The 15,048-nt window shown below is 66.7% G+C and carries 19 protein-coding genes; 14 read left to right on the top strand and 5 right to left on the bottom strand.

Annotation, left to right across the window (positions count from 1 at the left end; all coding sequences use genetic code 11):
- Position 1 precedes the first annotated feature (1 nt).
- The 12 genes from O6X71_RS07480 (at position 2) to O6X71_RS07425 (ending at position 9,050) form a co-directional block, all read left to right on the top strand.
- A complete protein-coding gene (locus O6X71_RS07480) occupies positions 2-427 on the top strand; it encodes a hypothetical protein (RefSeq protein ID WP_353465267.1) in 426 nt (141 codons plus the stop codon).
- 33 nt (positions 428-460) lie between these two features.
- A complete protein-coding gene (locus tag O6X71_RS07475) occupies positions 461-1,600 on the top strand; it encodes a flagellar hook-length control protein FliK (RefSeq protein ID WP_353465266.1) in 1,140 nt (379 codons plus the stop codon).
- Positions 1,601-1,619: 19 nt separating this feature from the next.
- Positions 1,620-2,249 carry a flagellar basal body-associated FliL family protein gene (locus tag O6X71_RS07470; protein ID WP_353465265.1) on the top strand — a complete coding sequence of 210 codons (630 nt, stop codon included), beginning with the start codon at positions 1,620-1,622 and terminating at the stop codon, positions 2,247-2,249.
- 3 nt (positions 2,250-2,252) lie between these two features.
- On the top strand, positions 2,253-3,227 hold the full coding sequence (locus tag O6X71_RS07465) for a flagellar motor switch protein FliM (protein ID WP_353465264.1): 975 nt from the start codon (positions 2,253-2,255) through the stop codon (positions 3,225-3,227).
- Positions 3,224-3,514 carry a flagellar motor switch protein FliN gene (gene fliN / locus O6X71_RS07460; RefSeq protein ID WP_056054132.1) on the top strand — a complete coding sequence of 97 codons (291 nt, stop codon included), beginning with the start codon at positions 3,224-3,226 and terminating at the stop codon, positions 3,512-3,514. The genes O6X71_RS07465 and fliN overlap by 4 nt, the downstream gene beginning before the upstream one ends.
- 5 nt (positions 3,515-3,519) lie before the next feature.
- A complete protein-coding gene (locus tag O6X71_RS07455) occupies positions 3,520-3,774 on the top strand; it encodes a flagellar biosynthetic protein FliO (protein WP_056054129.1) in 255 nt (84 codons plus the stop codon).
- A 200-nt stretch (positions 3,775-3,974) separates the two neighbouring features.
- Positions 3,975-4,721, top strand: a complete 747-nt coding sequence (gene fliP / locus O6X71_RS07450; RefSeq protein WP_258191442.1) for a flagellar type III secretion system pore protein FliP — start codon at positions 3,975-3,977, stop codon at positions 4,719-4,721.
- A 4-nt stretch (positions 4,722-4,725) separates the two neighbouring features.
- On the top strand, positions 4,726-4,995 hold the full coding sequence (gene fliQ / locus O6X71_RS07445; RefSeq protein WP_055874447.1) for a flagellar biosynthesis protein FliQ: 270 nt from the start codon (positions 4,726-4,728) through the stop codon (positions 4,993-4,995).
- A gap of 241 nt (positions 4,996-5,236) precedes the next feature.
- The gene (fliR, locus tag O6X71_RS07440) at positions 5,237-6,010 is read left to right on the top strand and encodes a flagellar biosynthetic protein FliR (RefSeq protein WP_353465263.1); all 774 of its coding nucleotides are present in this window, start codon (positions 5,237-5,239) and stop codon (positions 6,008-6,010) included.
- A complete protein-coding gene (gene flhB / locus O6X71_RS07435; RefSeq protein ID WP_353465261.1) occupies positions 6,010-7,152 on the top strand; it encodes a flagellar type III secretion system protein FlhB in 1,143 nt (380 codons plus the stop codon). Before fliR ends, flhB begins: the two co-directional genes overlap by 1 nt.
- Positions 7,153-7,209: 57 nt before the next feature.
- Positions 7,210-8,655, top strand: a complete 1,446-nt coding sequence (gene fliD / locus O6X71_RS07430) for a flagellar filament capping protein FliD (RefSeq protein WP_353465260.1) — start codon at positions 7,210-7,212, stop codon at positions 8,653-8,655.
- Entirely contained in the window at positions 8,652-9,050 is a 399-nt protein-coding gene (locus O6X71_RS07425; RefSeq protein ID WP_082441390.1) for a flagellar protein FliS, read from the top strand. Before fliD ends, O6X71_RS07425 begins: the two co-directional genes overlap by 4 nt.
- A gap of 3 nt (positions 9,051-9,053) precedes the next feature.
- On the opposite strand, the gene O6X71_RS07420 is transcribed toward O6X71_RS07425, so the two are convergent.
- From O6X71_RS07420 to argH, 5 genes are read right to left on the bottom strand one after another with little or no spacing between them, the layout of a single operon-like run.
- On the bottom strand, positions 9,054-10,007 hold the full coding sequence (locus O6X71_RS07420) for a zinc transporter ZntB (RefSeq protein WP_353465259.1): 954 nt from the start codon (positions 10,005-10,007) through the stop codon (positions 9,054-9,056).
- Entirely contained in the window at positions 10,004-10,777 is a 774-nt protein-coding gene (locus O6X71_RS07415) for a precorrin-2 dehydrogenase/sirohydrochlorin ferrochelatase family protein (RefSeq protein WP_353465257.1), read from the bottom strand. The genes O6X71_RS07420 and O6X71_RS07415 overlap by 4 nt, the downstream gene beginning before the upstream one ends.
- Positions 10,774-12,036, bottom strand: a complete 1,263-nt coding sequence (gene lysA / locus O6X71_RS07410) for a diaminopimelate decarboxylase (protein ID WP_353465256.1) — start codon at positions 12,034-12,036, stop codon at positions 10,774-10,776. Before lysA ends, O6X71_RS07415 begins: the two co-directional genes overlap by 4 nt.
- A gap of 11 nt (positions 12,037-12,047) precedes the next feature.
- Positions 12,048-12,290: a hypothetical protein gene (locus O6X71_RS07405; protein ID WP_056061645.1), complete on the bottom strand. Its 243-nt coding sequence runs from the start codon at positions 12,288-12,290 to the stop codon at positions 12,048-12,050.
- A complete protein-coding gene (argH, locus tag O6X71_RS07400; protein ID WP_353465255.1) occupies positions 12,287-13,687 on the bottom strand; it encodes an argininosuccinate lyase in 1,401 nt (466 codons plus the stop codon). Before argH ends, O6X71_RS07405 begins: the two co-directional genes overlap by 4 nt.
- Here argH and O6X71_RS07395 point away from each other — a divergent pair.
- Both O6X71_RS07395 and O6X71_RS07390 read left to right on the top strand, forming a co-directional pair.
- A complete protein-coding gene (locus O6X71_RS07395) occupies positions 13,686-14,327 on the top strand; it encodes a TlpA family protein disulfide reductase (protein WP_353465254.1) in 642 nt (213 codons plus the stop codon). The genes argH and O6X71_RS07395 overlap by 2 nt on opposite strands.
- Positions 14,328-14,635: 308 nt before the next feature.
- A complete protein-coding gene (locus O6X71_RS07390) occupies positions 14,636-15,001 on the top strand; it encodes a hypothetical protein (RefSeq protein ID WP_353465253.1) in 366 nt (121 codons plus the stop codon).
- The last annotated feature ends 47 nt before the right edge of the window (positions 15,002-15,048 follow it).

Below are 15,048 nucleotides of genomic sequence, written 5' to 3'. Positions count from 1 at the left end.
CATGGCGGATGCCCGCGGCAAGACGCTGGCGCGCATCCACCGCGTCCGCACGCTGCAGCTCGGTTTGACCCGCGCCGACGAAGCGCGCGCGCACGACAAGTTCGCCAGCGAACAGGCGTTGTCGGGCCGCATTGCTCTGCTCGCCGAAGCCGTCGCGCCGGTGCACGAAACGCAGGTCGCCGTGTCGCTCGGCGCCGCTGCACATTACCGCGATCGCCTGCAACAGTCCGCCAACGCCGCGGTCGAGCGCGTGCAGGCGGCCGAATATCATGTCGAGCGCGCTGCCGAGGCCACGCGCGCCGCCAAGCGCGACCAGACCGCCGTCGAGAAGCTGCTCGCCCGCGCCGACGCCGATGCCGTGCTGAAAGCGATCCGCGCAATGGAAGACGCACCCGCCTTCCGGAAGGTTCGGCACGATCCTTGCTGAGCGAGGAGCATGAGCCCGAACGCGAGTGTCAGAATGATCCAGACCGCGACCCTTTCCCGTACCGTCCCCCTCCACCCTCGCGCCTCTGCTGCAAAGAGTGGCGGCGAGTCGGGCGATTTCGCGGGTACCTTCGAGCAGGTCAGCGACGAGGCGAAACCCGAACCTTCCGCCGCAGCGCCGGAAGACGAGCCCCGGCAGGACGACGCCGCGACCGGCAACGCCTTGCCGCCGCCTGTCATCGCGCCCGATCCCGCGTTCGTGTGGCAGCCGATCGTCGCGACGCCCGCCCCTGCCCTGGAGGTTTCCCTTCCCGGTGCACGCATCCTTGATGCAACCAGCAACCAACCAACTAGCGTGCAGCGACCGACATTCGCGCAATCGCAGCCGCAGGCCGGCACGCCTCCTCCGGCCGAGCCACAACCACCCCTGCCCTCCGCACCCGCCCAAGCCGGCGGCACACCCGCAACGCAGCTCGCCGCTGCGATCATGGCTGCGATGCCACCGGTAAAGACGGCCGTGCAGACGCCGGTGGACACGCCGACGACCGACGCGCCGCGTTGGGCCACCCTGGATACGGCCCCCGTCGCCCTCGCCATCGCACAACCCGACATCGTCCAGCCGCAACTCGGTACGGTCGCGTCGGCGGCAATGGTGTTCGGCGCAGCGATTCAGGCGGCGACCAAGAAGCGCGACGAGTCCGATACCCCCGCCGCCCCATCCGATACGCCACTGACTCCGGTCGGCGCGACCGCAACGCATGAAATCAAGGTCGCCGACTCGCAGCAGGCGCCACTCGACATGCGCCAGGAGCGATGGCCGCACGCGATGATCGAGCGGATCGAGATGCTCCGCGACGCCGCCGACGCGGTCGACACGCGTATCCGCCTCGTCCCCGACGCGCTCGGCGCGATCGACGTATCGGTAAAGACCGATGGCGACACGGTGCGCGTCCACTTCATCGCCGAGCAAGCCGCGACGCGGACGTTGCTGGCGGACGCGCAGCCACGGCTCGCCGAACTCGCCGAAGCACGCGGGTTGAAACTTTCGCAAGGCTCGCTCGGCGACAGCGGCGCTCAACAGCAGCGCGCGCCCGCGACTCCGCAAACCCCGAGTCGCACCGCTCCGGTCTCGACCGTGATCGCGGACGCCCCCGACGACATCCGAATCGCTTGAACCGAAGGACCCTGAAATCATGAGCGACACAAAAGAAACGCCCGACGCCGCCCCGAAGAAAAAGGGCAAATTGAAGACGATCCTGATTGGCGGCGTAGCGCTGCTGGTGCTGGTCGGCGGTGGCGTCGGCGCGGGCGTCTATGCGTCCAATGCAGGGCTGCTCGGCGGTGGCAAGCACGCGACCGAAGCAGAGGACGGCAAGCCCAAGCTCGTGCCCAAGAGCGAGCAGAAGCACCCGACCGAGGGCGGCGAGGGCGGTGGTCATGGCGGCGAGGAAGCAGCCCCCGAAAACCATGGGATGAAGCCCCCCGCAGGGCAGGGCGGCGACAAATACGCCTCGACCTATTACCCGCTGGAGAAGGATTTCACCTCGAATCTCCAGGACTCGGTGCACTTCGTCCAGGTGGGCGTCGCGGTGTCCACACCGTACGACGACACCGTCATCACCAACCTGAAAACCAACGATATCGCGGTCCGGTCGGCGATCCTGATGGCGCTCGGCGACACCACCGAGGAGCAGGTGATGAGCAGCGACGGCAAGCGCCAATTGCAGGTCCGGCTGGCGAAAGCGATCAACGATACGCTCAAGCAGAAGGAAGGCTTCGGCGGCATCGGTAACGTTTACTTTACCAGTTTCGTTGTTCAGTGAGGCATGGTTAACGAGGCCTCAGCAAAGACACGCGAGCGACGCGACCGGGACCGCTCCGGCGCGCCCAAGGACGGCGTGCTGCACCAAGGCGTGCTCGGCGCGGCCAAGCTCAATCCGTTCGGCGATCTGCATTCGTTGCAGCATCTCTCGGCACGCTTTGCCCGCGGTTTGCGCGGCGTGTTCGAGCCGTTGCTGCGCCAGGAAGTCCGCTGCTGGGCCGAGCCGCTGGTGGTCCAGCGCTTCACCGATTACCGGGCGGAACGCAGCGATGCGCTGACCGCGTGGCTACCGCTGATCATGACGCCGGGGATGGCGCAGGCGCTGTGCATCATGGACGGCAAGTTCGTGCTCGAGATGCTCGACATGTTCTTCGGCGGCACCGGTGCCGCGCCGCACGTGCTGCCGACCGAATTCTCGCCCGCAGCCGAGGCGATGGTCGCGCGGATCGGCCAGATGATCGCCGCGCCGCTGAAGACCGCGTGGGAGCCGATGGCGCGGTTCGACTTCTTGCCGACCCGCGTCGAGGTGAACCCGGCGATGATCGCCGATCTCGACGGCGAGGACGCGATGATCGTCACGCGCTTCGGCATCGCCGCGGGCGCGGGTTCGAACGGGGGCAAGCCGGTGTTCCTCGACCTCGTCTACCCCGTCTCCGCGCTGAAGCCGCACGCACCGTCGCTGACCGCGAAGGTCGTCGGCAAGTCGGCTGAGCCCGATCCGGCCTGGCGCACCGAGCTGACTCGGGCCGCGATGAACGTGCGCTTCCCGATCCGCTCGGTACTCGCCGAGCCGGTCGTCAAGCTGACAATGCTGATGGACCTGAAGCCCGGCGACGTGATCCCGATCACCATCTCGGGCGACGTGCCGGTGATGGTCGGCAACAACCGGCTCGGCTGCGGTACGGTCGGCACGTCCAACGGCTTCGCCGCCATCCAGCTTACCTCGATTACCCGTTTCGACGAAGGAATTGCAGCATGAACGACATGACCGGAGGCTTCCCCGTAGATGCTGCCGTCGCCGCCAATTTTCGGCTGCTCCAGGATGTCGACGTCAAGCTGACCGTCGAGATAGGCTCGACCAGCCTGACGCTGCGCGAGCTGCTCGCGCTCGGCGAATCCAGCGTGATCGAGCTCGATCGCCAGGCCAACGAACTGCTCGACGTCTTCGTCAACGGCACGCTGATCGGCCGCGGCGAAGTGGTGACGGTCGGCGAGCGCTTCGGCGTGCGGATGACCGAACTCGTGTCGCCCGACAAGCGCGGCTGAACCCGATGCTCTGGACGTACATCCTCAAGCTCGTCATCCTGCTGCCACTGGTGTGCGGACTGATGTTCGGCTGCCTGTATCTGTGGCGCAAGTTCGAGAGCCGGATCCCGGGCAAGCCCTCGACGCGGCTGATCGGCGTCAAGGAAACGATGATGATCTCGCCGGGCCTGCGCCTCGCGGTGATCGATTTCGAGGGCCGCCGGCTGCTCGTCTCAGTCGGCCGCGGCGGCGTGCACCTGATCGACAAGGTCGACGCATGAGCGCGGTCGCTCGTCCGACGGTGACGCGCAAGGGCTCGGGTCCTTCGCTGTTCCTCGCTCCCAAACCCTCCCTGTTTTCCCGCGAACGCGGGAATCCAGGAGCCACGAACGGTGCGCTCCGTAACCCTGGATCCCCGCGTTCGCGGGGAAACAGCTTGGTGTGGATAGGCCTCGCGATCCTGCTCGCCCTCTTCCTCGCGATGCCCGCCTTTGCGCAGGCCGTCCCCGCCCCGACCAACCCCGCCGTCGGCGACGCGGTCGATCGCGCGCTCGGCCAGCTCGGAGGTCAGGCCGCGGGCAATACCGGCCAGAGCGGCTCGCTGTCGCTCAGCCTGCAAGTCCTCATCATCATGGGGCTGCTCACGGTCCTGCCGGGCATCCTGCTGATGATGACCAGCTTTACGCGGATCATCATCGTGCTCGCGATCCTGCGCCAGGCGCTCGGGCTGCAACAGACGCCGCCGAACCAGGTGCTGCTCGGGCTGTCGCTGTTCCTGAGCTTCTTCATCATGGCGCCGACGATCAGCCAGATCAACACGACCGCGATCCAGCCCTATGCCGCGGGGCAACTCGCCGGCACGCAGATGATCACCACCGCTGGCGTCCCGCTGCACGCGTTCATGGTCAAGCAGACGCGGATCAAGGACGTCACGATGTTCGCGCAGATCGCGAAATCCGGCCCCTACGCGACGCCCACCGACATCCCGTTCTCGGTGCTGCTCCCCGCGTTCGTCACGTCCGAGCTGAAGACCGCGTTCCAGATCGGTTTCCTGATCTTCTTGCCCTTTATCGTCATCGATCTGGTCGTCGCGACCGTGCTGATGTCGCTGGGCATGGCGATGCTGAGCCCGACGATCATCTCGATGCCGTTCAAGCTGCTGTTGTTCGTGCTGGTCGATGGTTGGGCGCTGACGATGGGCAGCCTCGCCAACTCGTTCGCGACTTGAGAGCATGGACGCGCAATATTTCCTGACCGTCGCCAATCAGACGATGTGGGTGCTCGCGCTCGCCAGCGCGCCGATCCTGATCCCGGCGCTGCTGGCGGGGCTGATCCTCGGGATGATCCAGGCGGCGACGTCGATCAACGAGCAGACCTTGTCGTTCGTGCCAAAGCTGGTGGTCGTGGCCGTGTCGATCCTGATCTTCGGGAGCCTGATTCTGGGGTTGCTGAGCGATTTCACTATCGGAATCTTCGAGCGCATTCCGGACTTGGTTAAGTGAGGCGCAGCCCCAGCGCGGCCACGTCCGCGCTGCCAGCGCAAGCCCGGCCGGCCTCGGCACGGCCGAGGTCCGACGACGCGGCTTTGCCGCGGCGGGACCATGCTGAACACGCGACCACACTTACTGCTCCCCTCCCGCTTGCGGGAGGGGTCGGGGGAGGGGCGTGCCCCACCGACCGGACGCCAGTACGTACGTCGCGCCCTCCCCTGACCCCTCCCGCAAGCGGGAGGGGAACTTACTGATGCTAGGCTTCGGCCTTTCTATCGAGCCACAGCTCTGGGCGCTCGTGTTCGTGATGATCCGCATCGGTGCGACGTTCATCGCGGCACCGGTGTTCGGCAACGTCTCGGTGCCGCTCACCGTACGCGTCACGCTGTCCGGCGCGATCGGGTTCCTTGTCCTCGCAGCCCACCCGATCACCCCACCGCAGAACATCTTCGCGGTCACCACGATCCTTTCCGCGGCCGCCGAAGCGCTGGTCGGCCTCGCGCTCGGCTTCGTGCTCCAGATCGCGTTCGCCGCGCCGATGATCGCGGCCGAAGTGATCGGCGGCGCGATGGGGCTCGGGTTCGCGTCCTCGATCGATCCGCAGAACGGCAAGTCGTCCCCTGCCCTCGGCCAGTTCTTCTCGATCATGCTGACGCTGCTGTTCCTGTCGGTCGACGGCCACCTGATCCTGATCGACCTGCTCGTGAAGAGCTACGACGTGCTCCCCCCCGGCGCCGCGTGGATCGGCGTCGAGCGCCTGAAGGCGATCGCGTTCTTCGGCGGTTACGCGTTCCTCGCCGGACTGTTGCTCGCGCTCCCGGTCGGCTTCCTGCTGCTCTGCCTCAACATCGTCGTCGGCATGCTGAGCCGCGCCGCGCCCTCGCTCAACCTGTTCGCGGTCGGCCTGCCCGCCAGCCTCGCGGTCGGCGTCGTCACGCTGGCGATCGCGTTCCCGACGATGGGCGACTACATGCTCGTGATCGTCCGCGAAGGCCTCGCCGCCACCGAAAACCTGGTGCTCGGCTGATGTCGGAAGATTCGGGCGAAAAGACAGAAGCACCAACCGCCAAGCGCAAGAAGGATGCGGGCGAGAAAGGCGACATCCTCAAATCGCGCGATTTCGCGACCGCTTTGAGCATGCTCGCCGGCGTTGCCTGGCTGATCTACGCGGGGCCGACGTTGATCACCGCCTGCAAGGCGATCATGACGTCGAGCTTCCAGTTCACGCATGCCGATGTCGAGGATTTCTCCCCCTGGCACCCGCTGATGGAAGCCGGCGGCAAGCTCGCGCCATCGCTCATAACCCTGTTCATCGTCAGCATCGGCGCCGCGATCCTGAGCCAGGCGGGGCTAGGCTCACTCGGCTTCAACGGCGGTCTGCTCGCGCCCAAATACAGCCGTGTCGATCCAGCGGCTGGACTCAAGCGCATCTTCGGCGCGAACGGCTGGATCGAACTTGGCAAGTCGTTGCTGAAGGTGATCCTGCTCGGCACGATCGGCGGCTGGATGCTGTGGAACGCGGCGCATTCGACGATGGGCCTAGCCTCGTCCGCCGATCTCAACCAGGCGCTGTCGACGCTCGGCGGGATCTTCAAGGGCATCCTGATCGCGATGGCGTTCGGGCTGTGTGCGATCGCCGGCATCGACCTGCCGATCCAGATCATCCGCCGGCTGGGCAAGATGCGGATGTCGAAGCAGGAGGTGAAAGACGAGCACAAGTCGACCGAGGGCAACGGCGAGGCGAAGGGCCAGATGCGGGCCAAGATGCGCGCGATGGCGAGCGGCGGCTTGCGGAAATCGGTCGCGGAGGCGCATGTCGTGCTGACCAATCCGACGCACTTCGCGGTGGCGCTGCGCTATGATCGTGGCAAGGACCAAGTGCCGGTGGTGGTCGCCAAGGGGCGCGGCGCGACCGCGCTGGCGATCCGCGAACTGGCCGGCGAAGGCCGCGTGCCGATCCTCGAATATCCGACGCTCGCCCGTGCCGTCTATTACACGAGCAAGGAAGGCCAGGAGGTCCGCGACGACCTCTACACGGCGATCGCGACCGTGCTGGCGTTCGTCTTCGGGCTGAACGCGGCGGCGGGCGGCACGGCCGGCGGGGTTCAACCCTTCGTCACCGTGCCGAAGGATGCGCGGTTCGACGAAAACGGCATGAAACAGGCCTAAACATTCGCGCCGCATGGCCGTTCTAACAGACGAGCGCGCACGTGCAGGGATTTCACGATGGTAACTTCGACCACCAGCACGACCGCCACGCCGACACCGACACCCACTCCTACCGCGCAAAGTGCCGTCAACGACGCGACGCAGGCACTGCTGAAGGGGCTGAGCGCGGGCTCCGGCGTCGATACCGGCACGTTGGTCACCTCGCTGGTCTCCGCACAGTTCGCCGCGCGGACGGCCGCGTTGAAGACCAAGTCCGACACGCTCACCGCGCAGATCTCGGGCGTCGGTACGCTCAAGAGCACGATGACCGGCTTTTCGACCGCGCTCGCCAATCTGGTGAAGGGCGGCAGCTTGCAGACCCAGCCGACCAGCTCGAATGCCGCGATCCTGTCCGCCACCGCGACCTCGGGCGCGAAATTGTCAGGGCTGTCGTCGAGCATCACGGTCACCCGCCTCGCCACTGGACAGGTCGCGCGGACGACGACCGCCGTCGCCGCTGCGGATCGCGCCACATCGCTCGGCACCGGTGCGCTGACGCTGACCGTCGGCGGCAAGGACACCGTAATCGACGTCGGCGACGGCAGCATCGACGCCGTCGCCGCCGGTATCAACGCGTCCAAGACCGGCGTCACCGCCTCGGTCGTGACCGACGCGAACGGCGGCGCGTATCTCTCGGTCAAGGGCGCGACCGGCAGCGCCAACGCCTTCACGCTTAAGGGAGAGAAGGGCGACGCGCTCGACATCGGCGGCAGCACGGCGACGAAGACCAGCCTCGTCTCCACCGCGCAGAACGCGCAGCTGACCGTCGACGGGATCGCCGTCGAGCGCCCGAGCAACACCGTCAGCGACCTGGTGACCGGCGTGACGCTCCAGCTCAACGGCATATCCACCGTCCCCGTTTCGCTTACCAGCACGCCCCCGACCGACGCGCTGACGCAAGCGGTCAACGATGTCGTCACGACCTATAACGAGGTCCTGAAGACGATCACCGAACAGACCGATCCGATCACCGGCAACCTTCGCGCGGACCCCGCCGCGAAATCGCTGCTGCGGTCGTTGCAGGCCCTGGTGTCGAAGCCGCTGGTCGGTGGCGCGATCGCCGGGCTTCCGCGATCGTTGTCGGAGATCGGCGTCGCCACCAACACCGACGGGACGCTGCGGGTCGATTCCGCGCTACTCGCCAAGCAGCTTGCGGCGAACCCCGACACGATCGAGGCGATGTTCGCTCCGTCCGGCACCAATGCGCTCGGCCTGTCCGCGACGCTGACGGCGTTGACCACCAGCGCGACCAGCACGGTGACCGGCCTCGGCGCATCGACCGTGCGCTACACCGCGGCGGAGGCCGATGTCGCCAAGCAGCAGGACAAGGTCACCGACCAGTCCGCGCAGCTGACCACACGCCTGACGCAGCAATATGCCAGCATGAATTCGCGCGTGTCGGCGTATAAATCGACGCAGACCTTCCTCACCAACCAGATTGCCGCGTGGAACAAGGATTCGTGACCTACGCCAGCACGTTGATGCGCGACCCGTTCGCGACCTATCGCCAGATCGACGCGGTCGGCCAGACCGCTACCGCCGACGGCCCTGCGCTCGTCCAGTTGCTCTACAAGGAACTGGTCGCCGCCCTGCGCGCTGCCGCCTGGGCCTGCGAAAAGCGCAAGTTCGCGATCAAGAGCGAGCGGATCACGCGCGCTACCGCGATCCTGTTCGCACTCGAAGCCGGGCTCGACTTCGAGAAAGGCGGACAAGTCTCGGAAACGCTCGCGCGACTATATGGCGGCGCGCGGAAAACCGTGATCAACGCCTCGCTCGGCCACGACCCGCAGCCGTTCCGCGACTCCGCCGACATGCTCGACGAGATCGCGCAGGCGTGGCGGACCGCCAGCGCCGCGTAGACGCTACCGCTTGAACCAGTGGCGCATGGAGAAATAGGCCACGACACCGACCGCGATCAGCACGCAGGCTCCGGCGATCGCGTCGAAGGCCCACGGCTCCTCGGCATAGGGCAGGCCCTTCACGTTCATGCCGTAGAGGCCGGTGAGGAACGTCAGCGGCAGGAACACCATCGCCGCGATCGAGATGATCAGCGAGCGGTTGTCGATCTGTTCGGCGCGCAGGTCGGTCAGCGTCTCGTGGATTAGCGCCGAGCGTTCGCGGATCGATTCCAGCTCCTCCGCCATCCGCGCGGCGCGGTCCGCCGCCGCCGCCAGATGCAACCGGTCGTCGTCAGCGAGCCAGTCGCCGGGTAGCGCGGCGAGCTTCTCCAGCGCCGCGCGTTGCGGGCTTAGGAAGCGTTTGTAGCCGATCGCCGCGACGCGCACCTTGCTGACCGCGCGGCGCAGTTCGAACACGCGGTTGGCGTCGAGCTGTTCCTCGCAATCGTCGAGTTCGTCACCGAGCGTCGCCACATCGGGATCGAGATCGGTGGTGATCGCGGTGGCGAACGCGGCAATCAGGTCGCCCGGATCGCGCACCTCGTGACGCTCGACCATCTTCTCGACCTCCGCGACCGCGATCAGCGGCTTCCGCGTGACCGAATAGACGCGGCCCTTCACCGCCCAGATCCGCACCGACGCGAGCAGGTCGGAGGTGTCGAGTTCCTCCTTCGATCGCCCGCGCAAATTGAGGAACGCGCCATCGCCAACCGCCTCGCAGCGCGGTCGGGTCTCGGTCGCGGTGAGCGCGTCGACGACATAGTCGAGCAGCTTCGCCTCGTCGCGGAGCCAAGCCTGCGCATGCTCGGCGGTGGTCGACAAATGCACCCAGACGAGGTCGGCGGTGCAGGTGAGCGCTTCCTTGACGTCGACGCGCGTCGCTTTCCCATCGACGATCCGGAATGCGAAACCGCTCATCGTGCCATCTCGACTTCGACCGACAGGCCGGTGCCGGGATCGGCGGGCATCGCCTCGCACAGCCGCGCGGCATCGGCACGGGCGCGGTCGAGGATCGCCGCGGGTACGTCGGGGCGGTGATAGACCCGGTCGGCGCTGGCGAGAGCGCGAGCCTGGCGGAGCGTCAGGTCCTCGGGATCGTCGGACAGGAGAACGAGGGTTATCGCTACGTCGCGCTTTCCAGCGGGCGCAGCAGTCGGGGCCAGCCATGCGTCCACGTCATGCGTCGGCGACAGCGGGTCGAGCATGCCGCCCGCCCCCATCGCCGTCGCCAGCGCACGGCGACGCTCCCCCATATCGGGCCAGCGCTTGCGCAAGGCCCCCCGCGCAGCCTGCAACGCCAGTGCCAGCTTGCCGAGATCGGCGGGGATCAGCGCCTCCAGCCGCTGCCGCAACGCCGCCGCCAGCCCGGCCGACACGCCGCTGGTGCCGATCGCGATGAGCACCGGCGCGCGATCGACGATGGCGGGCAGCGTGAAGTCGCACAATGCGGAACGATCGACCGCGTTGACCAGGATGCCGCGCGCCTTAAGTCGCGCGACCGCCGCTAGAGCTTCGTCCTCGTCGTCGATCGCGACGATCGCGAGCGACGCCAGAGCATCTTCGCCGACGACATCCGCGCCGGCACGATCGAGCAACCGCCGCTTCGCATCCGCCGCCTCGCCCTCGCCCAGCAGAATGACCGGGCGCCCTGCCAGCCTCACGAACAGCGGCAGGCTCTGGAGTATCACCGCTTGAGCCATTCCGGCACGCGCTCGGCAGCCAGGATCGTCTCCGGGTGGATGCGGTCGGCGACCACCGCGAACCGGTCGCCATCGACCAGCACTTCGGGCACCAGCGCGCGGCTGTTGTAAGTCGACGCCATCGTCGCGCCGTACGCTCCGGCGGTACGGAAGATGCCGAGATCGCCCGACTTCACCGCGTCGATATCGCGGCCCATCGCGAAGGTGTCGCCGGTCTCGCACACCGGCCCGGCGATGTTGGCGATCATCCGATCGCCGCTCGGCTCGACCGCGACGAAGTCGTGATACGCGTCGTACATCGCGACGCGCGCGAGGTCGTTCATCGCCGCATCGACGATCACGTACGGGTTCACGACGCCAGGCTTCACCCAGATCACCTCGGTGAGCAGCACGCCGGCATTGCCCGCGATCACGCGGCCGGGCTCGAACATGAGTTCGACGTCCCAGTCGGCGGTCGCGCGTGCGACCATCGCGCCATAATCCGCCGGGCTCGGCAGCACGTCGTCGGGCTTGTAGGGCACGCCGAGACCGCCGCCGAGATCGACGCGGCTGATCGTGTGCCCCGCCGCGCGCAATTCCGCGACCAACTCGCCGATCCGCGCATACGCAGCCTCGAGCGGCGCGAGGTCGGCGAGCTGGCTGCCGATGTGGATCGCGACACCGCGCAGGTCGAGCCCGTCATGCTTCGACAGGCGGTCGAACATCGCTACAGCCTGGTCGATCGCGACGCCGAACTTGTTCTCCTTGCGCCCGGTCGAGATTTTCGCATGCGTGCCGGCGTCCACGTCGGGGTTCACGCGCAGCACCGCCGGCGCGCGTTCACCGCGCGCATGGGCCAGGGCGGCGAGGACTTCGCCCTCCTCCTCCAGCTCGAGATTGAACTGGCCGATCCCCGCGTCGAGCGCCTGCGCCAGTTCGCGCCGCGTCTTGCCGACCCCCGAGAACACGATATCCGAGGCCGGGATCCCCGCCGCGAGTGCGCGCTGCATTTCGCCCGCGGAGACGACGTCGGCGCCGTAGCCCTCGTCGGCCAGTACGCGCAGCACCGCGACGTTGGGGTTCGCCTTGATCGCATAGGCCAGGTGCACGCGCCCGGCGCCCTTCAGCGCGTCGCGGAACACCTGCGCGTGGCGGCGGAAGGTGGCGGTCGAATAGACGTAGACGGGCGTGCCGACGGCCTCGGCGATCGCCGGCAGGGCGACGTCCTCGGCGTGCATGACACCGTCACGATAGGCGAAATGATCCATGGTTCAGGTCTTCAATTCGGCGGCGGCAGGTCGAACTCGTCGCTGCGGCGCGGCTGGGACGTGGTGAGCAGCTCGTCGCTGCGCTGCGGGCGCTGCTGCGTCGTGGGGGTCAGCAACTGCTCGGGAGTCGGCGGCGTTTTCGCACCGTAAGGCGCAATCGGGAGCGTCTTGCCCTCCGCCGGGACAAGCCCGTCCGCTGCGCCGCAGCCCGACAAAGCCAGTGCCAGTCCCACGATGCCAAAAAGCCGTTTCATGCCGTTTCTCCCCCCGCCGTCTCTGCACGCGCTGCACGGATCGCAGCGCGCACATTGTCGGGCGCAGTGCCGCCGAAGCTGGTCCGGCTGGCGACCGACGCATCGACCGAAAGCACGCCGTACACGCGTTCGTCGATCCGCGCATCGATTGCCTTCAGGTCCTCGATCGGCAGCGCATCGAGCGCGACCTTACGCTCCTCCGCGAGCTTCACCGCGCGGCCTGTCACGTGATGCGCCTCGCGGAACGGCAGCCCGGCCTCGCGCACCAGCCAGTCGGCGAGATCGGTCGCGGTCGCGAAGCCGCTCTCGGCCAGCCCGCGCATCCGATCGGTGCGGAACGTCGCGCTCTCGACCATGCCCGTCATCGCCGCGATCGACAGCGCGAGCAGGTCGTGCGCCTCGAACACCGGCGGCTTGTCGTCCTGCATGTCCTTCGAATAAGCGAGCGGCAGGCCCTTCATCGTCACCATCAGCGCGGTCATGCAGCCGAGAATGCGCCCGGCATGCCCGCGCACCAACTCGGCGGCGTCAGGATTGCGCTTCTGTGGCATAATCGAGCTGCCAGTCGACCATTGATCGCTCAGCGCGACGAAGCCGAACGGCTGCGACGCCCACAGCACGAATTCCTCGGCGAGCCGCGAAAGGTGAAGCGAGGTCTGCGTCGCGGCGGTCAGATACTCGATCGCGAAGTCGCGGTCGCTGACGCCGTCGAGCGAGTTGGTCATAGGCCCGTCGAACCCGAGCGCCTCGGCGGTCATCGCGCGGTCGATCGGAAACCCCGTGCCCGCCAGCGCCGCCGAGCCCAGCGGCGATCGGTTCATCCGCCCCCGCGCATCGGCAAACCGGCCGATATCGCGCGAAATCATCGCATGATACGCCATCAGGTGATGCCCGAGCGTCACCGGCTGCGCGGACTGCAAGTGCGTGAAGCCAGGCATCACGCTAGCCGCATGCTCTTCCGCCCGCGCAAGCAATGCCGTCTGGAACCCCGCCAGCGCCGCCAGCGCCTGGTCGATCGCATCGCGCACCCACAGCCGGAAGTCGGTGGCAACCTGATCGTTGCGCGAGCGTGCGGTATGCAGCCGCCCCGCCACCGGCCCGATCGCATCGGCCAGTCGCGCCTCGGTCTGCATGTGAATATCCTCGAGGACCAGATCCTCCGCGACGCCGTGCTCGGCATAATGCGCCGCGACCGTATCGAGCCCCGCCGCGATCATCGCGGCGTCCTCCGCCGAAACGATGCCCTGCTTGCCGAGCATTGCGACATGCGCCTTCGAGCCGGCAATATCCTGCTGCCAGAGGCGCTTGTCGAAGGGAATGGAGGCGTTTATCTCGCGCATGACCGCTGCCGGCCCTTCGGCGAACCGCCCGCCCCACATCGAATTGGAACCGTCCATGTTCTCGAATCCTGTGTTCAATTCGCTGTTAAAGTCTGGGCCGATCGCCGCCGTGATGGGGATGGGCCTGCTGGTCGCCGGCTGCGATAGGAAATCGCCCGCCCCGGAGCAAGCAAACGTCGTCGCCGCAAACGCCGTGTCCGCCGACGAGGTTACGTCCGGACCAACTCCCGACGAAGCCACCGGCCCTGCCGCCAGCACCGAAAAGCTCGACCGCAGCCACAAGGGCGAGACCGGCCCGACGGTCGCCTTCACCGCGCCCGACGGCAAGCCGGTCACGCTCGCCTCGTTCAAGGGCAAGCCGTTGCTGCTCAACATGTGGGCGACCTGGTGCGCGCCGTGCGTAGCGGAAATGCCGACGCTCGATGCCGCCGCCAAGTCGCTGGAGGGCAAGGTCCAGGTGATCGCGGTCAGCCAGGACATGCAGGGCGCGGAGAAGGTGACGCCGTTCTTCGCCGAGAAGAAGTTCACGACGCTCAAGCCGTATCTCGATCCGAAACTCGGTCTCAGCCTCGCCTATCAGGCGAACCTGCCGACCACGATCCTGTACGATTCGGCGGGCAAGGAAGTCTGGCGGATGACCGGCGGCTATGAATGGAACACGCCCGCCGCCGCAAAGCTGATCGCCGAGGCATCGTAACGCCCTGATCTTGCGCTTGTTGGCTCTTCCATTTTGCGACCGTCTCGCATTCATCCGATGTCTGGAATGGGACGGAAAGCGGACCGTCCGCTTTGGGCGCCACACCGCAGGAAACCGACCACTGAACGGGTATCCTAAATGCATCAATATTTTCCATCGCTGGAGCCGTCGGTTCCTGCCGTTTTTGGGCCGACGCGAAATCCGTGAATTTTGCATCACGAACGCGGAAAATTGGTGGGGAGCGGACCTGACCGCTGGACTGCGAAGGAGGGCTTGTGAAGCCCGCTTCGGCGTGAGACGGTTACGAAATGCTCTTTCGCTCGGTCCTTTTGGTGGCGATTTCCGCCTTCGCGTTGCTCTACTGGCAAATGGTCTGCGACGTGACTGGTGCCAACGAGCCTTGGGACGCTGCGGACTTCTTGACCAAATGGTATCCCGTCGCGTTAGCCGCTTCCGCCGTCAGCGGTTTCTGGCTGCGGTTGTGGGGATGGTCTGCCGGTGTGATCATAATATTGGCGCAGCTTCCAGTGACACTGCTAAATTCGGGGACCGGCCCGCTCTTGGTAGTTGGTCTGTTCTTTCTCGTCGGACTCGCCTTTCCCGCTGTTCTACTTTCAGCCGCTGCCGGTCAGATAGCTACGTTGGTCGCGCCGACCAATAAGGAAGTGTTTTAGGGCCGGCTGTTGGGCGGAAGCGGAACGGCCTGAACGGAGCGGAGAGC

The sequence above is a fragment of the Sphingomonas faeni genome (assembly GCF_040407505.1).
Taxonomy (GTDB): Bacteria; Pseudomonadota; Alphaproteobacteria; order Sphingomonadales; family Sphingomonadaceae; genus Sphingomonas; species Sphingomonas faeni_E.
Note: the sequence above shows the minus strand (reverse complement) of the source record. Positions and strands in the feature narration are given on the sequence as shown.